This is a genomic window from Acinetobacter sp. HA (assembly GCF_000264725.1).
Lineage (GTDB): Bacteria > Pseudomonadota > Gammaproteobacteria > Pseudomonadales > Moraxellaceae > Acinetobacter > Acinetobacter schindleri.
The window spans coordinates 1-21,489 of sequence record NZ_AJXD01000083.1 but is presented as its reverse complement, the minus strand read 5'-3'; the positions used below and the strand labels follow the sequence as shown (position 1 = coordinate 21,489).

The 21,489-nt window shown below is 42.3% G+C and carries 18 protein-coding genes and 2 pseudogenes; 7 read left to right on the top strand and 13 right to left on the bottom strand.

Translation table 11 applies throughout. The features are described 5' to 3' along the window. Positions 1 to 39: 39 nt before the first annotated feature. Complete coding sequence (locus tag HADU_RS11670; protein ID WP_008306698.1) at positions 40 to 1,743, bottom strand: M61 family metallopeptidase; 1,704 nt, start codon at positions 1,741 to 1,743, stop codon at positions 40 to 42. Between the two features lie 173 nt (positions 1,744 to 1,916). On the opposite strand from HADU_RS11670, the pseudogene HADU_RS11665 reads away from it, so the two are divergent. From HADU_RS11665 to slyD, 3 genes and pseudogenes are all read left to right on the top strand, one after another. Beyond that, positions 1,917 to 3,220, top strand: a pseudogene (locus tag HADU_RS11665) (D-alanyl-D-alanine carboxypeptidase PBP6B). A 232-nt stretch (positions 3,221 to 3,452) separates the two neighbouring features. Beyond that, positions 3,453 to 4,739 carry an NAD(P)/FAD-dependent oxidoreductase gene (locus tag HADU_RS11660; RefSeq protein WP_004815420.1) on the top strand — a complete coding sequence of 429 codons (1,287 nt, stop codon included), beginning with the start codon at positions 3,453 to 3,455 and terminating at the stop codon, positions 4,737 to 4,739. 138 nt (positions 4,740 to 4,877) lie between these two features. After that, a complete protein-coding gene (gene slyD / locus HADU_RS11655; RefSeq protein WP_004815419.1) occupies positions 4,878 to 5,360 on the top strand; it encodes a peptidylprolyl isomerase in 483 nt (160 codons plus the stop codon). A gap of 125 nt (positions 5,361 to 5,485) precedes the next feature. Here the strand turns inward: slyD and HADU_RS11650 are convergent, their stop codons facing one another. The 6 genes from HADU_RS11650 to HADU_RS11625 all read right to left on the bottom strand — a co-directional run bounded on the left by HADU_RS11650 (position 5,486) and on the right by HADU_RS11625 (position 11,489). Further along, positions 5,486 to 6,256 carry a M48 family metallopeptidase gene (locus tag HADU_RS11650; RefSeq protein ID WP_008306696.1) on the bottom strand — a complete coding sequence of 257 codons (771 nt, stop codon included), beginning with the start codon at positions 6,254 to 6,256 and terminating at the stop codon, positions 5,486 to 5,488. A gap of 113 nt (positions 6,257 to 6,369) precedes the next feature. Then, positions 6,370 to 6,678 (bottom strand): hypothetical protein, encoded by a 309-nt coding sequence (locus HADU_RS11645; RefSeq protein WP_004815415.1) that lies wholly within the window; start codon positions 6,676 to 6,678, stop codon positions 6,370 to 6,372. Positions 6,679 to 6,842: 164 nt separating this feature from the next. Further along, the gene (locus HADU_RS11640; RefSeq protein ID WP_004892578.1) at positions 6,843 to 8,162 is read right to left on the bottom strand and encodes an adenylosuccinate synthase; all 1,320 of its coding nucleotides are present in this window, start codon (positions 8,160 to 8,162) and stop codon (positions 6,843 to 6,845) included. A 71-nt stretch (positions 8,163 to 8,233) separates the two neighbouring features. After that, complete coding sequence (locus tag HADU_RS11635; RefSeq protein WP_004892575.1) at positions 8,234 to 9,400, bottom strand: ATP phosphoribosyltransferase regulatory subunit; 1,167 nt, start codon at positions 9,398 to 9,400, stop codon at positions 8,234 to 8,236. Between the two features lie 590 nt (positions 9,401 to 9,990). Then, positions 9,991 to 10,287 (bottom strand): hypothetical protein, encoded by a 297-nt coding sequence (locus tag HADU_RS11630; protein ID WP_005222659.1) that lies wholly within the window; start codon positions 10,285 to 10,287, stop codon positions 9,991 to 9,993. Positions 10,288 to 10,463: 176 nt separating this feature from the next. After that, positions 10,464 to 11,489, bottom strand: a complete 1,026-nt coding sequence (locus HADU_RS11625) for a type I glyceraldehyde-3-phosphate dehydrogenase (protein WP_005222660.1) — start codon at positions 11,487 to 11,489, stop codon at positions 10,464 to 10,466. A 409-nt stretch (positions 11,490 to 11,898) separates the two neighbouring features. Between HADU_RS11625 and alaS the strand changes: the two genes are divergently transcribed. From alaS to csrA, 3 genes are all read left to right on the top strand, one after another. After that, positions 11,899 to 14,592, top strand: coding sequence for an alanine--tRNA ligase (gene alaS, locus HADU_RS11620; RefSeq protein WP_171056675.1), 2,694 nt, complete (start codon positions 11,899 to 11,901; stop codon positions 14,590 to 14,592). A 64-nt stretch (positions 14,593 to 14,656) separates the two neighbouring features. Then, on the top strand, positions 14,657 to 15,937 hold the full coding sequence (locus HADU_RS11615) for an aspartate kinase (protein WP_004892566.1): 1,281 nt from the start codon (positions 14,657 to 14,659) through the stop codon (positions 15,935 to 15,937). Positions 15,938 to 16,190: 253 nt separating this feature from the next. Further along, a complete protein-coding gene (csrA, locus tag HADU_RS11610) occupies positions 16,191 to 16,445 on the top strand; it encodes a carbon storage regulator CsrA (RefSeq protein WP_004892562.1) in 255 nt (84 codons plus the stop codon). Between the two features lie 110 nt (positions 16,446 to 16,555). Here the strand turns inward: csrA and rnhB are convergent, their stop codons facing one another. The 6 genes from rnhB to HADU_RS15565 all read right to left on the bottom strand — a co-directional run bounded on the left by rnhB (position 16,556) and on the right by HADU_RS15565 (position 21,113). Continuing rightward, positions 16,556 to 17,149 (bottom strand): ribonuclease HII, encoded by a 594-nt coding sequence (gene rnhB / locus HADU_RS11605; protein WP_004892558.1) that lies wholly within the window; start codon positions 17,147 to 17,149, stop codon positions 16,556 to 16,558. 71 nt (positions 17,150 to 17,220) lie between these two features. Then, entirely contained in the window at positions 17,221 to 17,583 is a 363-nt protein-coding gene (locus HADU_RS11600) for a hypothetical protein (RefSeq protein ID WP_390882837.1), read from the bottom strand. 153 nt (positions 17,584 to 17,736) lie between these two features. After that, positions 17,737 to 18,084: a hypothetical protein gene (locus tag HADU_RS11595; RefSeq protein ID WP_008306691.1), complete on the bottom strand. Its 348-nt coding sequence runs from the start codon at positions 18,082 to 18,084 to the stop codon at positions 17,737 to 17,739. Between the two features lie 60 nt (positions 18,085 to 18,144). Further along, the gene (locus tag HADU_RS11590) at positions 18,145 to 19,146 is read right to left on the bottom strand and encodes an adenosine deaminase (RefSeq protein ID WP_008306689.1); all 1,002 of its coding nucleotides are present in this window, start codon (positions 19,144 to 19,146) and stop codon (positions 18,145 to 18,147) included. Between the two features lie 77 nt (positions 19,147 to 19,223). Further along, positions 19,224 to 20,546: an NCS2 family permease gene (locus HADU_RS11585; protein ID WP_004892544.1), complete on the bottom strand. Its 1,323-nt coding sequence runs from the start codon at positions 20,544 to 20,546 to the stop codon at positions 19,224 to 19,226. Positions 20,547 to 20,951: 405 nt separating this feature from the next. Next, the gene (locus HADU_RS15565; RefSeq protein WP_155756525.1) at positions 20,952 to 21,113 is read right to left on the bottom strand and encodes a hypothetical protein; all 162 of its coding nucleotides are present in this window, start codon (positions 21,111 to 21,113) and stop codon (positions 20,952 to 20,954) included. A 198-nt stretch (positions 21,114 to 21,311) separates the two neighbouring features. On the opposite strand from HADU_RS15565, the pseudogene HADU_RS11580 reads away from it, so the two are divergent. Beyond that, positions 21,312 to 21,489: pseudogene (locus HADU_RS11580) on the top strand (IS3 family transposase); the annotation flags it as partial.

The following is a 21,489-nucleotide window of genomic DNA, read 5'->3' as shown; positions in this document are numbered from 1 at the left end:
TAAGCACCGGTTTTACATGGTTTATTTAAACTATGCAAATTACGCTTTCAACCATTTCTCAGCTTTAGCTTGATCTTCAATTTTAAGTTCGACTTCAGTCAATGCAGAACCAGCTGCTTGAACCTCAAAGGCCATTAACTCATCACGACGAAATGCATGAACAGTATAAGTTCCTTCCTGCTTCGCATATTTCTCGGCAAGCTTTGTCGTCGCTTTTAAACCATCAATCGCAATGATCACATCATTGGCTGACAGGCCTGCTTTCGCAGCAGGACTGTCACGACGAGCCGATTGAATGAATACACCTTCAGGCTTATCTACCAACTTCAAACCAAATGGCAGAGACTTGTCATTTTTCAGGGTATAGCTTACACCGAACTCAGGGAATAACTGATCCAGTGGTAATTCTTCTGTGGTATTGATCAAATGGTTGATTTGTTCTAACCAGTTATCACCAGTCAATTCTTCACATAACTCAAAGATAGTACACTCGCTCACCTGAATACCATTTTGCGCATTTTCATACAGCTTACGCATCAACGCATCCAGGCTTGAACCACGTAGACGCAAGCCTAAGTCTAAGCAAAGTGCTACTAAACAACCTTTGTTGTAATAGCTGGTGCCAGCATTATTCGAGTTTTCATCCTGACGATAGAATTTCACCCAGGCATCAAAGCTTGATTCAGACACACTTTGAATAAAGCGACCTGGGTTTTGCAAATAACGGTCAATCTGTGCTTTCAGTAAAGCAATATATGATTCCTGGTTAATCACACCACTACGTAGCAGAATCAGGTCATCATAATAAGAAGTAAATCCTTCAAAGATCCAAAGTAAAGAGGTGTAGCCTTCTTTGTTTAAATCGTAATTCACAAAGTTATCAGGGCGAATAAATTTCACTAACCAAGAGTGGAAATATTCATGGCTACATAAACCTAAGAAACGCTGATAATCCTTCGATGGCTCTTCCGGCTCGTTGGCTTTCGGCAGATCGTCACGTGGAGTAATCAGACTGGTTGAATTTGGATGTTCCAGACCACCATAACTGTTGCCTGTTGCCATGGTCATAAAGGTATAGTTACTAAATGGCGCCGAACCAAACATAGAAATTTCGGTACTACAGATCTTTTCCAGATCCTGCTGCATGCGTTCAGCATTCATCTCATGTTTGCCAGAAACCACGAACTCATGCGGAATACCATTGGCTTCAAAGCTAAAACGGGTCTGTTCTGCCAGTTCAAATGGTGAATCGATCAGCTCGGCATAATTTTCTGCTTTAAGCGTATAGCGGCCTTTGACCAGGCTCTTGGATGCCATACCGGTTGCTAACTGGAAATGTTTCAGTTCATCTGGCAGGAAGATTTCAACTTCAATCGCTTTATTTTCTTGTCCTTCCAGCCCCAGACAAGTACAGGCCGGGTTCACATATAGACGTGTTCCATCGACATATGCACCGCGTACGGACAGATCATAGGCATAGACATCATATTCAACCGTAATCAGCTCATGGTCGGTATTAAACAAGCGCCATTTATTCTTTTCAAATTTCTGGATTTTCAGCTGGCGTCCTGCTTCATCAAAGGCTTTCACCCCTTCAATGTGCTTGGAAAATTCACGAATCAGGTAACTGCCCGGAATCCACGTTGGCAAAGACAACACCTGTGTAGGGTCTGCTAAAAAGCGAACAGTCACGTGAACAAGATGCTGACGATAATCGTCAAATTCGATTTGATAATGCAACATAATGGGCGATTCAAAAGAAATTAGAATGTGTTAAGTCTAAGCTTAACATTTTTTCCAATACATTGCGGAAGTGTCTTAAATGTCTACAATGAGTACTAGCCATGACAAAAAAAAGGCTTAGCATGCCTAAAATTTTTTTGCTCGCCAACGGACTGGTCGAATAAGGAACCCCCTTGAAATTTATCGCCTCACTGATTGCGACATTGTGCTTTTTTATGTCCGCAATCTCGCATGCTGCCCTACTGAATATTAATCCTGAAAGTGTTGAGGCAGAAGCCTGGACCATTCTGGACAGCCAGACCGGTCAGACTATTGCTTCACATAATGAAGACCTGCAACGTGCTCCGGCTTCCCTGACCAAAATGATGGTAGCTTATATCACGCTCAAGGAAATTCAGGCCGGAAAATTAGATAAAAATGAAGTAATAACTGCAACGTCTGTAGTGAATATGGTGATGTGGGATGAATCCCAGATGTACCTAAAAGAAGGTAATCAGATTTCAGTAGATCAGTTATTAGCAGGCTTAATTGTAATGTCTGCCAATGATGCCGCAGTGACGTTGGCGGAAAAAATTTCTGGAAGCGTACCCAAATTTGTGGAGCGTATGAATCAGGAAGCCAAAGCACTGGGCATGCAGCATACCAACTTCCAGAATCCGGCTGGTATCACCATGCCTGAGCACTATTCCACGGCAGCCGACCTGGCCAAACTGTCTCAGGCTTTGGTCAATGAAACGCCAAACTATCTGTTCTATTCCAAGCAACAGAGCTTCAGTTATAACCAGCGTTTCCACCGTGCCACCAATCTATTGCTAAAAATAGACCCAACAGTAGACGGCTTGAAAACTGGTTTTACCCGTGCCGCGGGTTATAACCTAGCTGCCACCGCGATCCGTCCAAGCATGGACATGAGTCTATCTAACCGTCGTTTAATCGTCGTGGTGATGGGGAGCAAAAGTGCGGTAAAACGTGCGGAAGTCGCTCATAAGCTAATGAATCTGGCCTATACCTATACCCGCAATGAGGTAGCACTTAAGGACAAGCAAGTGCTGGCTGAACTGCCTGTGGTTCAATCTACCCTGAAAATGTTTAAGGTAGCGACCAAAAACCTGAATTAATTACTACTTCACTCTATGATCAGAGCTATAGCATTGACCTGAACCAGTTTGATCAAAGTACTCAACGCGTGATGTTAGATACAGGGAATGGTACTCTACAAAGCATTGAGCCATTACGCGAAACTCAGACCCACTTAAACATTGAAGTGAATGAGACCCAACTGACCGCGCCACTGGCAAAAGTCATGCAATTGGCAACGGTAAACGTCTATCAGAATAATCAGTTGATTCGTACCATCCTGATTGAAGATCAGGTCGATATTGAAGAAGCGAATTTCTTTGAAAAGTTCCTGCAATGGTTATTTGGCCTATTCTCAAATACGAACGCAGACGTTATATTGTATCCGATTGGCAAATAAAATCTGAGACAGACAAAGGATGGTAATTATATTAATTAGCCGTCCTTTTTTATTGCCTACATTTATTTTTAATTTTACCAATAACAACCTCCATAAAAGACATTATTAATTTATATCCTTGAATTGCTACAATTTGTAAGCTGTATAACAATTCTTATCAAGACCTTATTTTAAGCCTGTCATAGTATGTTTTCTTTCTATTTCATTAAAAAAATAAATAGGTTAATAAGGTATGACAGCCCATAAAATTGTGATTGTAGGTGGTGGTGCAGGTGGTCTGGAACTGGCTACCCAGTTAGGACAAAGCTTAGGCAGAAATGGTAAGGCCCAGATTACCCTGATCGACCAGAAGCTGACCCATATCTGGAAACCTCTTCTTCACGAAATTGCAGCGGGAACACTCAATCCGCATGAAGAAGAAACCAATTATTTTGCCCATGCCGCAGCAAATCATTATGAATTTGTTCTGGGCACGTTTAAAAATATTGACCGTGAAACCAAACAGATTTTGGTTGAAACCGAATACTTTTCTAAAAAAGTCCAACCTACCAAGAATAGAAATATTGACTATGACACCTTGGTGCTTGCTTTAGGCTCCACTTCAAATGACTTTAATACCAAAGGTGTCAAACAGTTCTGTCATTTCCTCGACAGTCGCGAACAGGCGGATATTTTCCAGCAAGACCTGCTGCATCTTTACTTAAATGCCCAGAATGAAGCAGATAGCCGTGAACTGAAAATTGCCATTATTGGTGCAGGTGCTACAGGCGTTGAACTGGCAGCAGAACTGGTTTCTGCCAAGAATAATTTTCATAAATATGGTCTAAACAAGATCGATCCGAATAAGGTCAAAATTACCCTGATTGAAGCTGCAGATCGTATTCTTCCTGCCCTGTCTCCCAAAGTTGCTGAGCACACGATGAAGCAGCTGAAACAGCTAGGTATTGAAGTACTAACTCAACATCGTGTGGCTAAAGTCGATGAAGAGCATATTTATTTTGCAGATGGTTCAAGTTTGGAAGCAGAAGTAAAAGTCTGGGCAGCCGGAATCAAGGCGCCTGAGGTACTCACGCAACTTGAGGGACTGGAAAGAGACAATATTCATCGCCTTAAAGTTTATGCGACATTGCAGACGACCGCAGATCCGAATATTTTTGCCTTTGGAGATTGTGCACATTGCAAGCCTAGAGCTGATGAACCCGTCTTGGGACCACGTGCACAGGTTGCCAGCCAGCAGGCCAGTTTCCTTGTCAATTCTTTACGATTACGTGCGAATGGTCAGACACAGTTACCGATGTTTGTCTTCTCGGATAAAGGTTCTCTGGTGTCCTTAAGTGAAAATAAAGCCGTAGGTGAATTACTCGGTCAGGTCAATGTACAGGGCTTTGTCGCCAAGTCGATGTATGTTTCATTATACCGGCTGCATCAGGCCACGATCTTGGGCTATACTCAGGCTGGGGTAATGACGGTAAAAGACTTCGTTACAAGAAAAATCTCGCCGAAGATAAAATTGCATTGAAATTTACAGATGCGCCCCCATCAATGAAAAAATCAGCATTTATATAGGGAAATTGCATTTTTTTTGCTAATTTTAGTCTACAAAAACTCAATTTCACTTTATGATGTATCTCTTAAAAAATTTGATTGGATCAATATCATGACTGCAGTTGCAAATGACCTCGTGGTTTCTTTCCACTACACATTGACTAACGCAGAGGGTGAAACTCTCGATAAATCTCAAGGTGAACCACTTGCATATTTGCATGGTGCAGGCAACATCATTCCTGGCCTTGAAAATGCACTACTTGGTAAAACTGTAGGCGACAAATTCACTGTAACTGTTCCAGCAGCTGAAGGCTATGGCGAATACAACCCAGAGCTAGTACAAGAAGTTCCTGCGAAAATGTTCCAGGGTGTGGACAACATCCAACCTGGTATGCAATTCCAGGCGCAAACTGATGACGGCGTTCAAATCGTAACTGTTAAAGCAGTTGAAGGCGAAAACATTGTTGTTGATGCGAACTTCCCACTTGCTGGCCAAGACCTGACTTTCGACGTTGAAATCGTGGAAATCCGTGAAGCTTCTCAAGAAGAACTTGACCATGGTCACGTACACGGTGCAGGCGGTCACCACCACTAAGATCGATTGATCTGAAGTGCAAAAGGCAAAGTGAAAACTTTGCCTTTTTTTGTTGCCTATATATTTTATTCAGGCATAAAAAAAGCAGAGCCTCTACCCTGCTTTTTTTATGATTCAAGCAATAATTATTTACGTTGGTTATAAATCTGCATTGCGGCTGGCAGATTTTGACGCATTGCGGCAATACGCTGGCTGCTTGATGGGTGAGTCGATAAGAACGCGACACCACTACTGGTTTGCTTACTCATTTTTTCCCACAGGGTAATTGCAGCATTCGGGTTATAACCTGCACGAGCCATCAACATTAAGCCACCTTGGTCAGCACGGCTTTCCAGATTACGTGAGTATGGCAGACCAATACCAATCTGGCTGCCTAGTTGTGCAGCTGCTGCACCACCCTGACCCACACCTGCCGCACTCAGGCCAATGCCCAAAGCCAAGTCAGTCAGTGCCTGAGCACCAATCTTCTGTTTAGAATGCTCTTCTAGCGCATGCACCATTTCATGACCCATAATTGCTGCAATTTCAGCATCAGTTAAGTTCAATTTATTGACGATACCTGTATAGAACACTACCTTACCGCCTGGTGCAACATAAGCATTGACCTGATCGCTCTTCAGTACAGCCAGCTGCCAGTCAAATCGGGTGCCTGTCTGGTTTAGTTGGTCTGCATAAGGACGCAATTTGTTAAATACGGTGTTGATACGCTTATAGGTAGCAGAAGACGTATCCAGTGTATTGGCAGCACGTGCTTCCTGAACGGTCTTGTTAAAGCCTTGTGTCGCTACAGCGTTTAAGGTTGATGTATCCGCGCCCGCTATATCAGCGACAGTGGTACAACCTGATAAAGTGACGACTGTGGCCGCACACATGCTGAACAAAAAATTATTTTTCATTATAGATTCTCCACCCCAGTTTCAAGGCACAATACTTGTTAAAAATTATAATTGAAACATCGCTATAGCTGAAACGTGTAATTACTTCATCTTTTTAGCATTTATGTAATATTTCAGGTGATGAATTGTATGCCAAGCCAATAAATTAGACAAAGTACATTTAAAACCAGATAAAACTGGCTCAAAGGTTGGATCTTCAACTCCAGACTTTCACTTTTGCGCTTGGCAAACAGGATAGCGTTCTGGATCAGGATCATTGGCACCAATATGCAGGCAATAATGACACTTAAGCCCACCAGCGCATTATAGATAATTTCAGGATTACTGGTTTGAGCACGAATAATCAGCATGGCAATGGTGGGCGCCCCGCCCATGGCAAACAGCAACGAATAGAACATGGTTGCCGAGATATTTTTTTGCATCCTGCAAGCTCTTATAATTTCTTTAATATTTATTCTAACAAGCACAGCAGCATTACACATCACTCTGTGATGCAACTTTAGTCGTGCGCCCGTATTCCTTACTCGATACGTTATAAAAAAACCCTGTGAAATTCACAGGGTTTTTCTCATTTCAGCTTAAAGGATTAAGCATCAAACGGATGACGAAGAACAATTGTTTCTTCACGGTCTGGACCAGTTGAAATGATGTCGATTGGACATTCAATCAATTGCTCAAGACGTTTCACATAATTAATTGCAGCTTGTGGCAATTGATCTAATGATTTGGCACCGAAAGTAGACTCAGACCAGCCTGGCATCGTTTCGTAGATCGGTTTTAAAGTTTCGAATGCAAGTGCATCAGAAGAACCTACACAGCCAGAATCAGCAGCTTCGTAACCTACACAGATTTTTACTTCTTCTAAACCGTCAAGAACGTCAAGTTTAGTCAGGCAAATACCAGAAAGTGAGTTTACTTCTACTGAACGGCGCAGGATTTCAGCATCGAACCAGCCACAACGACGTTGACGACCAGTAGACGCACCAAATTCTGAACCTACAGTACCTAAGTGTTTGCCGATTGCATCGCCAACATCATTTGCAGCATCGTACACAAGTTCAGTTGGGAATGGACCAGCACCTACACGTGTTGTGTATGCTTTGGTAATACCCAATACATAATCGAGGTGTAATGGACCAAGACCTGAACCTGAGCTTACGCCGCCCGCAGTCGTATTTGAAGAAGTCACGTACGGATATGTACCGTGGTCAACGTCAAGAAGTGAACCTTGCGCACCTTCAAACATGATGTTGTCACCGTTTTTACGGTATTTATGCAACTCACCTGTTACGTCGATAACAAGCGGCGCAACCACTTCACGCCATTGGTCGCAAAGTGCAAGTACTTCTTCAAGCTTAACTGCTTCTACGCCGTAGAATTGAGTTAACTGGAAGTTATGGTATTCAAGAAGCTCAGTTAACTGCGCTTTAAGATGTTCACCACCACGTACCAGATCAGCAACACGAATTGCACGACGAGCCACTTTATCTTCGTAAGCTGGGCCAATACCACGACCAGTCGTACCAATTTTTGCATTACCACGTTTGATTTCACGTGCTTGATCAAGCGCAATATGGTTTGGAAGAATCAAAGGACAGTTTGGCGAAATACGTAAACGTTCTTTAACTGGCACGCCTTCTTTTTCAAGAATATCCATCTCTTTGATGAGCGCTTCAGGTGAAAGAACCACACCGTTACCAATTAAGCACAGTACGTTTTCACGTAAAATACCTGATGGAATGAGGTGAAGAACTGTCTTTTTACCACCAACTACAAGAGTATGGCCTGCGTTGTGACCGCCTTGATAACGTACAACTGCTGCCGCTTGATCTGTGAGCAGGTCGACGATTTTACCTTTACCTTCGTCGCCCCATTGGGTACCAAGTACCACAACATTCTTGCCCATAATAGCCTCATTACATCATGCTGTTAAAGTTGAAAAGCCTGGCCCAGCGACATGAATACTGAGCCTGACCATTAAATTGTTTTGACTGTCCACTCACCGTCAACATTCACCAGCTGGTGAGTTGCATACGGCACCGAGTTTAAACCATCATTACCTAATAACTGAATTACACTTAAGCCTTGTGCACGTGTTGCCTGAATCGCATCAAGCAAAGCAGCATCATTGCCTTTAGGTGCAACAATAATCTGTGCAGTTTCAAATTTGCCTGCACTTAAGCTATACAAGTCACAAGAGAAACCGGTTGCAGGACGGGCACGACCAAAGTGTTGACCAATACCGTCATAACGGCCACCTTGTGCCAGTGGTGCAGCACGGTTTGGTGCATACACGGCATACATCAGGCCAGTGTGGTAATGGTAAGAACGCAATTCAACCACATCGACACCAATTTCCAGATTCGGCCAGCGTGCCTGGATTTCCTGTTGAGTGTTGATCAATGCATCCAGTGCCTGTTTAAAGTCTGGATTTGCCAGTACTTCAGTACTCAATTGTGTTTGTAATGCATTCAAATCACTTGCATAGCGACCCAATACGTAGAAATCATGGCCTTGGTTCAGGGTTGCAGTAAACTCTTGCAGTTCTGGCAATGCTTTACGCTGATATAGGTCAGACAATTGACGTTCAGCTGCCTTACTTAAGCCCGCTTGAGCTACAAGACTACGGAACAGACCGACATGACCCAAGTCAAGGTGAATACCATCTGCCAGACCAGATTCCTGAATCAGACTCACCATCAGGTCAATCATTTCTACATCGGCATCAATACTGTCTGAACCGAATAATTCTGCACCCAACTGCAGCGGTGCACGCGTGGTGTTAAAACCCTGGGGTTTGGTATGTAAAACCGTACCTGCGTAGCAGTAACGAGCTACACCTTCCACTGGATGTACATGCGCATCGATACGAGCCACTTGTGGTGTCATATCGGCACGCACACCAAGCAAACGACCAGAAAGCTGGTCGATCACTTTAAAAGTGGCTAAGTCTAAATCCTGATTCGATTCTGAGAGAGAAGATAAAGATTCAATGTATTCAATGAATGGCGTGTACACCAACTGATAACCTCGAGATGCGAGGAAATCCAGTGATTTACGACGCAAATGCTCAATGACTTGCGCTTGTTCTGGTAATACATCAGCTACACCATCAGGTAATAACCATGTCTCTGAAATGGGCATGTTGTAAACCTAAATTCTTGTCAGCGCGGAACAAATCCGCATAAAAAAATCGGGAGCACACCCGATTTCTCCTAGTCTAGCACGATCATTTAGGCTGTGCATCGCAATTTTTATAATTTTCTCTGACTGATCAAATGACTAACATTGATAATGAAAATCCAGCGGTGAAGACTTGGGCCAAGTCGATTAAAAAGATATCAAAAGCTAAACTATCAACATGATTTTAAAAAATTTATTCCTTAAAAAAAACTTTAAGGTTTTATCTTGAACTCTATACTTTCCAAAATAACCAGCAAATACTTCAGAAAAATTAATTTTTAAATGTTTAAAAAAATCCCGCATAAATACAAACTGCACGGATTTGAATACCTAAGAAAACAGCACTATTCAGGCAAATTTGAAGTTAATAGGACAGTACCCTGCACTTCTTATAAAAATACAGTTCGTTATTAGATTAAATTTAGCCTACATCTATATGTAATACATCAGGTTTCAGCATGCTGCCTACCATTATAATGAGTGTAATTTCGGCAGGAGTTTTGTGCAGCCTGCTCTTTTAGACTGCTTAATCAGAAAACCATTTTCGAAGATTATTGTTTTGGTTCAACTACTTTTGCCAGCAGATGCACCAGCTCGGCATTCTGTAATTCGACCTGTTTTAGTTTGTTCGTGGTCTGGTCCAGTACTTCTTGCTGTACATGCATTTTCTTCGCCAGATCCTGCATAATCTCTAAGGTCTTTTTTAGATTATCTTCCAGATTTGCGACCTTTTGCTCGACCGCAACACCCTCCAATTCAGGACCAGTTTCAACCTGATTGAACTGCAGCCAGATCAGGAAAATCACCGCCAGTGTCAGGAGTGTAATAAAGCCCCACATTAATAACATTGCTTTTGCTCTTCTAGTTGGTCGCCTGAGTTTTATCATAATCAAAAAAACAGGCGATATTGTAACGATTTTATCGGAATGCCAGCACCAGATATCGACTGGCAAAGTAGATTAATTTTCTTTATACATCAATATACTTAAGAATAAAATTTACTTAAGCCATAGATTAGAGCGCTTTATGCATTAAAGGAATGACATAAATCTAGTAACCGGTTGGCATAACCCCATTCATTGTCATACCAGGCAAATACTTTGGCCTGCTTGCCTACGACTAGGGTCTGGGTCATATCCACAATCAATGAATACGGTGAATGATTAAAATCGGAAGAGACTAAAGGTTCATCCGTGATCGACATGATTTCAGTATAGTCGTGAGCTGCTGCTTTGATTAGGACGTCATTCAGCTGATGATCGGTAATATTGGCTTGAGTCACAAAAGTTAAATCAATGGCTGCCACATTAATGGTCGGTACACGAATCGAGTAACCATCAATCCGGTTTTCCATTTTCGGCATTACGCGTTTTAAGGCACCTAAAGCCGAAGAAGTCGTCGGAATAATATTTTGCCCTGAAGCTCGAGCACGACGTAAGTCGCGATGTGCATGGTCTAGGACTGATTGATCCGCAGTGACCGCATGAATTTCAGTCATTAGCGCGGTATCAATACCGAAAGCATCATCTATGATTTTAACCAGCGGCACTAATGCCTGCGTGGTACAAGATACGCTGGAAATGATCTGGTCACTGTTTTTCACATCACGATGGTTCACGCCATAAACAATCGCAGCATCTACACTGTCAAACGGCGCTGCACCAATGATCACACGTTTGGCACCGGCAGTAATATGCTGGGTCGCTGCTTCACGGGAACGGAACAGACCGGTACATTCCAGTACCACATCAACATTCAGCTCCTGCCATGGCATCTGAGCTGGGCTGGCTTGACGCAGGACTTCGACTTTTAAACTGGCATCCTGATAAGACACATGCAGATAAACACGTTCCTGTTCATAGCTGAGGTCGACCTGCCCTGGAAAGCGGCCATGAGTGGTGTCGTATTTGAACAGATGCAGTAAAGTTTCCACATCGGCAATGTCATTAATGGCAAAGATGTCAAAATTAAAATCTTTCGGATTTTCAAACCATGCACGTAACACATTGCGTCCGATTCGCCCAAAACCATTAATTGCGATACGTTGCATCGACATTCCCTTAAGCAGCATAAAACTTTGAGTGCCCTATATTAATAGAATTATGCAGCTGACTGATAACTATTCAGCCAAATCCTTTAAAATTTACACAGTATGTCCAATATTTCACCGAATAATTTATGTTTTATAATCGTGAATATTCTCTTTAATCCTGACAGATTTTAAATAAATTGCTGTTCTGACAATAGCTTTTGATTTTACAGGTCATTTTGCAGAATTTACCAATATTCATTCCTTAGAGTTTTATGATCTATAAATATGAAAATCATTGGTCGAACAGGCATTTTCCGTTATAATTTGGCGTTTTTAAAAATTTAAGCCCCGCATTGCAGCAAAGAACCAACCTTCTTGTCAGACTGCACTGCTTTTGCCCAATCAGAAATTATGGAGTGACTTGGTTGTGAGTACTCGTTTTATGACATCAGCTGAAATTCGCGAAGCTTTTTTAAGCTACTTTGAATCGCAAGGGCATACACGTGTCGCGTCGAGTTCTCTGGTTCCTGCCAACGACCCAACATTATTGTTTACCAACGCCGGTATGAACCAGTTTAAAGACTGCTTCTTAGGTCTGGAAAAGCGCGATTATGTCCGTGCGACATCTTCACAAAAATGCGTACGCGCAGGCGGTAAACACAACGACTTAGATAACGTTGGCTACACAGCGCGTCACCACACATTCTTTGAAATGTTGGGTAACTTCTCGTTTGGTGACTACTTTAAACGTGATGCAATCAAATTTGCTTGGGATTTCTTAACATCTGAGCAATGGCTAGGTCTGCCAAAAGATAAACTTTATGCCACTGTTTACCATACAGACGACGAAGCATTTGAGATCTGGAACAAAGAAATTGGCCTAGATGCATCTCGCATTATCCGTATTGGCGATAACAAAGGCGGTCAATACGCATCAGATAACTTCTGGGCAATGGGCGATACAGGTCCATGTGGTCCATGTTCTGAAATTTTCTATGACCATGGCGATCACATCTGGGGCGGTTTACCGGGCACACCTGAAGAAGATGGCGACCGTTTCATTGAGATCTGGAACAACGTATTCATGCAGTTCAACCGTACTGCAGATGGCGTACTCCACCCTCTTCCAGCGCCTTCTGTGGATACAGGCATGGGCTTAGAGCGTATTTCTGCAGTTCTACAACATGTGAACTCAAACTACGAAATCGACCTATTCCAGCACTTGTTAAAAGCAGCTGCTGAAATCATTGGTTTAGATACGGCTGAACTTGAAGCAAAAGCACAAGCTGAAGGCAAACCGGTTGAATACCCTGCGTCACTTAAAGTGGTGGCTGACCATGCACGTTCATGTTCATTCCTCATCGCTGATGGCGTAAACCCATCGAACGAAGGTCGTGGTTATGTGCTACGTCGTATCATCCGCCGTGCAGTGCGTCACGGTAACAAATTGGGTGCGACAGGTTCATTCTTCCACAAAATGTTGAAGCCTTTGATTGAAGTGATGGGTGCTGCGTATCCTGAACTTGCAGCGAACCAAGCACGTATCGAAGCGCAACTTCTGAAAGAAGAAGAGCAATTTGCAAAAACACTTGAGCAAGGTTTGAAATTGCTTGAAGGCGAACTTGCAAACTTAAAAGGTTCTGTGATTCCAGGTGAAGTGGTGTTCAAACTTTACGACACTTACGGCTTCCCAACAGACCTTACAGCTGACATCGCGCGTGAACGTGATTTGACGATCGATGAAGCTGGTTTTGAAACTGAAATGGCGGCACAACGTCAACGTGCGCGTGATGCAGGCAAATTTGCCATCGACTATAACAGCGTGGTTAAAGTTGAAGGCGAAACTCAGTTTGAAGGTTACGATGCAACTGCAGGCGAAGGTCAAATCATCGCAATCTATAAAGATGGCGAGCAAGTCGATGAAGTGGTTGAAGGCGACGAAGCACTGATCGTACTGAATCAAACGCCTTTCTATGCAGAAAGCGGTGGTCAAATCGGTGATACAGGGATCTTCAAAAACGATACCGGTATTTTCGAAGTTCAAGACACCAAGAAATCTGGTGGTGCATTCGTTCACCAAGGTATCGTAACCATGGGTAACCTCAAAGTTACTCAAAACGTAGAAGCAACTGTAAAAGCAGACATCCGTGCAGCGACTGCACGTAACCACTCTGCAACGCATCTTCTGCATGCTGCACTGCGTCAAATTCTTGGTGAACACGTACAACAAAAAGGTTCTTTGGTTGCATCTGACGTATTACGTTTCGACTTTGCCAACGACCAACCTGTGACATTTGAACAGCTACAAGAAATTGAACGTCTTGTAAATGCTGAAGTGATTGCCAACACCCCTGTAACCACTGAACTGCTTGATATCGAATCTGCGAAAGCAAAAGGTGCGATGATGTTGTTTGGTGAAAAATACGGTGACGAAGTTCGCGTACTGTCTATGGGTTCAGTGATTGAAGAGAAAAACTTCTCAATCGAACTGTGTGGTGGTATTCACGTAAAACGTACAGGTGACATCGGCCTGTTCAAGATCACCTCTGAAGGTGGTGTTGCAGCAGGTGTGCGTCGTATTGAAGCGGTGACAGGCACTAAAGCAATTGAAGTTACTCAAAAAGTGGATCGTGATATCAACACGATTAATGGCTTATTGAAAGCACAAAAAGACCAAACTTTAGAGAAAGTTGAAGCGATTGTTGACACAGCATCAAGCTTGCAAAAACAAATCGAACAACTGAATCAAAAATTGGCAAGCCTACAAGCGGGTGAACTGTTAAGCCAAGTTCAAACGATTGCAGGTCGTCAAACACTCATCACAACCGTTCAAGGCATGGATGCAAAAGCACTTCGTAACTTGCACGATGGTGTGAAATCTAAATTAGAAAATGCAGTGATTGTTCTTGCAGGTGTAGAGGGTGACAAGGTGAGCTTGATCGCATCTGTGGCGAAAGATTTTACTGCTTCTATTAAAGCGGGTGACATCATCAAACACTTGGCAACTGAGCTTGGTGGTAAAGGTGGTGGTAAACCTGACTTGGCACAAGGTGGCGCGCCACTTAACGAGAAGTTTGCAACAGTGATGGCTGATCTAGCAGCTTGGCTTGAAGCAAAATAAAAACTTCATTTTGTGTAACTGACCCTGATTGGAACATCAGGGTCATGGTTTGAATGGAACAACTATGGCATTAATCGTTCAAAAATATGGCGGTACCTCAATGGGTACTCCCGAGCGCATTTTAAATGTTGCTCGTCGTGTGAAGCGCTGGCATGACCACGGCCACAAGGTGGTTGTTGTTGTATCAGCTATGAGTGGTGAAACCAACCGCTTACTTGCTTTAGCGAAAGCCATTACCGAAACCCCTGACCCGCGCGAACTTGACCAAATGGTTTCTACCGGTGAACAGGTAACGATTTCGATGTTAGCAATGGCATTGAACTCGATCGGTGTTGAAGCTAAATCTTTGACTGGTCGCCAGGTTGGGATTAAAACCGACAGCGCTTTCACCAAGGCTCGTATTGAAGCGATTGATACCGATGTTTTGACTGAAAACCTAGATGCTGGCCGTGTCATTGTCGTGGCAGGTTTCCAAGGCTTTGATGCCAATGGCAACACAACGACTCTAGGTCGTGGTGGTTCAGATACTTCTGGTGTTGCACTTGCCGCTGCATTAAAAGCTGATGAATGCCAAATTTACACAGATGTAGATGGTGTTTATACAACTGATCCGCGTGTTGCACCAAAAGCGAAAAAAGTTGACCGTATTTCGTTTGAAGAAATGCTGGAAATGGCATCCCTTGGTTCTAAAGTCCTTCAGATTCGTTCAGTTGAGTTTGCAGGTAAATACCAAGTGCCATTACGTGTACTTTCAAGCTTCGACAACGACAACGATGGCGCGTTTGATGAAGACTTCAAAAACAACGTCGGAACCCTTATCACTACTGAATTGGAAGACAACATGGAACAGCCAATTATCTCTGGTATCGCGTTTAACCGTGACGAAGCTAAACTGACTATTCTGGGTGTTCCAGACGAACCAGGTATTGCCTCTAAAATTTTAAAACCAATTGGTGATGCCAATATCGAAGTCGATATGATCATCCAAAACGTTGAAGAAGATGGCACCACCGACTTCACGTTCACAGTCAACCGTGGCGAGCTTGCAAAAGCGAAAAAAATCCTTGAAGAAACAGCGCAAGCGATTGGTGCACGTGAAGTAGCGACTCGTGATGACATCGTAAAAGTGTCAATCGTGGGTGTAGGTATGCGTTCACATGCAGGCGTAGCAAGCAAAATGTTTACTGCTCTTGCAGACGAAGGCATTAACATTCTGATGATCTCGACTTCTGAAATTAAAATTTCAGTGATCATTGAAGAAAACTACCTAGAACTTGCGGTACGTTCACTTCACACTGCATTTGGTCTAGATCGTGAGTCTGGCGAATCAAGCGCACGTGCTTAATGATTGATTTGTAATTTATTGTCGTTGTCTGACATTATTTTGCAAAACTTCATAAAAAATCAGAGCCACTATAGTTTTTTTTATAGTGGCTCTGTTATATTAAGGGCGAGGATTTATAGAAAATTTAAATAGATGATAATCCCAACCAAGATGGTGCGTGGTGATCTGTTCGATTTTCTCTTGTGATTTCAAGTTGTGTTTCAACATACATTCTAAATTGAATGCACGTTTAGCGTTTTGCAAGGAGATAAACATGCTGATTCTGACTCGCCGTGTCGGAGAAACTTTGATGATTGGAGACCAAGTCAGCGTGACTGTGCTTGGCGTAAAGGGCAACCAGGTACGTATTGGGGTGAATGCGCCAAAGGAAGTTTCTGTCCACCGTGAAGAAATTTACCAGCGTATTCAGCATGAACGTGCAATGCATGAGCATCTTCAACATATTGACCAGGACTATCAGCCTTCATTTGAAGATGATACCTCTTCTCAGAATAACTTTAATCGTTAATTTCTGCGAAAAATAATAAAGCGGCTCTAGGCCGCTTTTATTTTTTTCTACACTTTTTACCGCACTTCACTTAGACATTCTATGTATTTATAAAATATTCTATAAATGTCTTATAGCTCCAGTTCACTCTGTTCTTGCATAGCTGCAATGGCTTTACGCACAGGACCAAAACTGCGTCGATGCTCTTCAATTACCCCATGCAAGGCAATTGCTTCAAAATGTGCTTTGGTTGGATAACCTTTGTGCTTGGCAAAACCAAAGTGTGGGAATTTATGATCCATTTCAACCATCTGATGATCACGAGTTACCTTAGCCAGAATACTTGCTGCTGAAATCTCGGCATGCAGTGCATCCCCACCAATGACAGCATCACAACTCATCGCCAAACCTCGAGGAATCTTGTTGCCATCAACCAGTACATGATCTGGTTGAATATCAAGTGCTTCTATCGCACGACGCATCGCCAGCAATGAAGCCTGCAAAATATTATGTTCATCAATTTCTGCTGCAGATGCTTCGGCAATTGCCCAAGCCAATGCTTTTTCCTGAATTTCAATAAATAACTTCTCACGTTTCTTTTCAGTGAGTTTTTTCGAGTCATTCAGGCCTTCAATCGGATTATTCGGATCAAGAATAACTGCAGCCGCCACCACTGAACCCACCAATGGACCACGCCCTGCCTCATCTACACCTGCAATTCGCATCATATTTCCTTCAATTATTCAGCCCAAATATAAAAGCGGCCAAAGTGGCCGCTCATTTAAGCAAATCTTGCTTAGTTTTTCAAAGTTTCTACAACACAGGCATTCAATGTGCTACTTACCACTTTAGTTACCAAGGTTGCTTGAGAAGTTTTGTCCATTGCAGCAATAACCAGGTCAGCTGCTGTTACGCTAGTAGTCGCTTTCTCAGCTACACATGAACATACTTCGTTTTGTAATTCAGTCTGCTGAGTTTCAGTCATCAACTTAGATGCTGTTTTCCAGTAGGTATTATTGTTGATTTCAGTGACGCATTTTGCTTGCACGCCTACTTTGACTGCAGCCATTGCCAAGCCGTTCGCTGTAGTTGCAGCAGTTGAACCTGTTGTACCTATTGTACCATCAGTGGTAACACAAGCAGTTAAAACAAAAGCCATGGGTGCAAGTACAGCTGCTAATTTTTTCACTGTAAATCCTATGTTGTGAATTAAAGATGCACTATTTTGCCGAAAATTAAAGCGTGAATAAATCACTATTTCAGCCCATGGAGTCAGTTGTGCAATTAAACGACGCCCATTGAAAACCCTGACCTATTTCACTAATTCCTGTACACAGCCTTTCAGACTATTCGCTACAGCTTGACGTGCCAACTGGTTTTTCGCTTCTTCATTTACTGTTGCTTTAAGCAAAGTTGATGCCGGCACATCTTTTAAAGCATGTTCACCCACACAATCACAGACATTGTGTTCCAGTTTGGCTTTATTAGTGTCCTGCATCAGATAGGTCGAAACTTTCCAGACTTTGGAGTCTTTGAGTTCTTGCCCACATTGATAGACAATCACTGGCTTTAAAGCTTTTTGAGTCAGACTTATATCGGCATGACTATGTGTCCAGAAAGCCAAAACAGCCACAGATATCGCGATAATATATTTTTTCATGAATTTACTCATTCAACAGAAAAAAGGCGGAGCGAACTCCACCTCTTATATATAGTTTACTTAGACCAATACTTTGATCTTGCTAATCCAGTTGGCCTTGTCTGCTTCACTGATAAATGAGGCTTCAAAAGAATTGATCGCTAACTGTTTTAACTCATCATTGCTTAGATCCAAAGCTTCAGCAATAGCAATGAAATTGTCATTCATATAACCACCAAAATAAGATGGATCATCCGAATTCACAGTGACATGCACGCCCTGCTGTAACAGGCGACGAATATTATGTTGCTGCATATCATCTACCACACAAAGCTTTAAGTTTGACAGTGGGCATACTGTCAGCGGCATTTTTTCTGCAATCAAACGCTGCATCAATGCCGGATCTTCCTCAGAACGTACACCATGATCAATACGGTTCACTTTCAACAGATCTAAAGCTTCCCAGACATATTCTGCCGGACCTTCTTCACCCGCATGTGCCACAATCAGGAAACCTGCTTCACGCGCTTTAGCAAAGACATGTTCAAATTTAGAGGGCGGATGTCCAACTTCACTTGAATCCAGCCCCACCCCAATAATTTGATCTTTATATGGCAAAGCCTGTTCTAGAGTTTCAAATGCTGCTGCTTCACTGAGATGACGCAAAAAACACATGATCAGATGTGAAGTAATACCGAGTTTTTCTGCGGCATCATCACACGCACGTTGCAGACCATTCAGTACCGTTTCGAAAGCAATTCCACGATCGGTATGGGTTTGTGGATCGAAGAACATTTCGGTATGTACAACATTGTCTTCGGCACATTTTTCAAAATATGCCCAGGCCAGATCGTAAAAATCCTGTTCATAAATCAGAACATTGGCACCAGCATAATAAATATCTAAAAAGGATTGCAGATTATGGAAATTATAGGCCTGCCTGACTTCCTCAACCGACTGGTAAGGAATGGCAATCTCATTACGTTGTGCAATTGCAAACATTAACTCAGGTTCAAAAGTACCTTCAATATGCACGTGCAGCTCTGCTTTTGGCATCGCCTGTATTAATTCAAGACGGTTCATCACTACTCCTGATTAAACCTGAGAAAAATAAAAAAGGGCGCAAACTGAGTTTACACCCTTTCTGAATTTGACAAAAATCAGCCACCGAATAGCGCGAATTTCAATGCCCAAAGCACAGCTACAATCCACACCATATACGGTACAGTTGAAGCCTTACCTGTGAGTAATTTAATCAAAGCATAGCTGATAAAACCCATCGCTATACCATCAGCAATTGAATACGTGAATGGCATGAATACGATAGTCAAGAATGCTGGAACAGCTTCTGTAATATCGTCCCAATCAATATGCACGATACCTTGAATCATCAACACACCCACAAACAAAAGGGCTGGTGCTGTTGCAAAGCTTGGTACAGATTGAGCAAGTGGTGCCAAGAATAAGCAGGCAATAAACAAGAAACCGACAATCACTGCGGTTAAGCCTGTACGACCACCTGCAGCTACACCTGCTGAAGACTCAATATATGGTGTAGTTGAAGACGTACCTAATGCTGCACCTGCCACAATTGCAGATGAGTCAGCAAATAGTGCTTTTTTCAAGCGAGGTAATTTACCATCTTTTAATAAACCTGCGCGGTGAGAAACACCAACAAGAGTACCTGTCGAGTCGAATAAATCGACCAAGAAGAATACGAAGATGACACCGATCAAGCTTGCAGTAAACAAACCTTCAAAGTCCATTTGCATAAAGGTTGGCGCAATTGAAGGTACAGCACCGACCACACCTTTAAATTCGCTCAGGCCCATGGCAGCCGAAATGCCCGTCAGTACTAAAATACTGATGATAATTGCACCACGAACTTTAAAGTGATGCATCACCACAACCATTAAGAAACCAAGTAATGCAAGCAATACCGATGGCTGTTTAAGGTCGCCTAGACCAACTAAAGTTGCTGGGTTATCGACAATAATTCCTGCGTTTTTCAGCGCGATAAGCGCAAGGAACAAACCAATACCACCACCAATCGCCAGTTTTAAGGACATTGGAATAGCATTGACGATTGCCTCACGTATTTTGAACATACTAATGGCAATAAATACCAGACCTGACACAAAAACGGCGCCCAATGCAGTTTGCCATGGCACACCCATTCCCAGACATACAGAATAGGTAAAGAAAGCGTTCAAGCCCATGCCAGGTGCAAGCGCAATTGGATAGTTTGCTACAAGACCCATCACCAGACAGCCAATTGCGGCTGCAAGACAGGTTGCAACGAAGACAGCCCCATGATCCATCCCTGTTTCGGATAAAATCATTGGATTGACAATAATGATGTAACACATGGTTAAGAATGTCGTTACACCTGCAAGAACTTCTGTACGGAAACTGGTTTTGTTTTCACTCAGTTTGAACAGACGTTCCAGCATGTTTTCGGAAGATGGATTAGGAGTCGTCATGACCTAGCCCCTATTGAGTAAACTTTATGCCTGAGCATTCCATAAAATCCTTCTACTTACTTAGGTAAAGGATTTTGCGGATGAGTTAGCAACGAATATGCCAGCATCGCTATTCGACGGGTCAAGTAATCTTAAAGCACAGCAAAACAGTAACTATGCACTAAGCACAAAAAAACTAAACAAAAAAGCTGCATAACCTTATGCAGCTCATTAATAAATGAATTGAATCAATTGGTTACAATAACTCAAATCTGATCCAATATTTTGTTTTCAGAATTATAACACATTGATTTTTTATTGTTTCTAAAATTTAACTTTAATTCTCTATTCAAGTTTCAACTGTTCAGTCATTTGAAAAGTTCATTGATTTTATGCAGTTAATAGCTTACTCAAGCAGATATCGTCTTAATGACGAATATGCTTACCCTCAATTGCCTGCAAAGAAATCTTGGCATCGGTAATGATGCGGCTTATTTCCTGCTGGCGCCTGTTTTCACTTTGCTTATACACATAGTATCCCAGTACCCCGACCAATAAAGCGCAAACTGGAATTACATAACTTTTCATAATTATAGGCATTCTTTTACATTTTTAAAATTGTATGAATAAATTATCAACTAATCATGTGACAAAGTAGGTGAAATTCTATATGAATTGTAATCAATATTATGAATTTGAGAGATGGATCCGTAAATTTGAACAACTCCTATAAGTGATATTCTGCTCCTCAAATGATGTTATAAACATCAATATATGGAGTATTTTATGGCACGTAGACCAAGAAGAAATCATTCAAATGATTTTAAAGCTAAGGTAGCACTTGCTGCGATTAAAGCAGAAAAAACACTTGCTGAATTGAGTGCTGAATTTGATGTTCATCAAAACCAAATTATTGACTGGAAAAATCAATTGATCTCAGCTTCCTCGCAAGCTTTCGATCAAT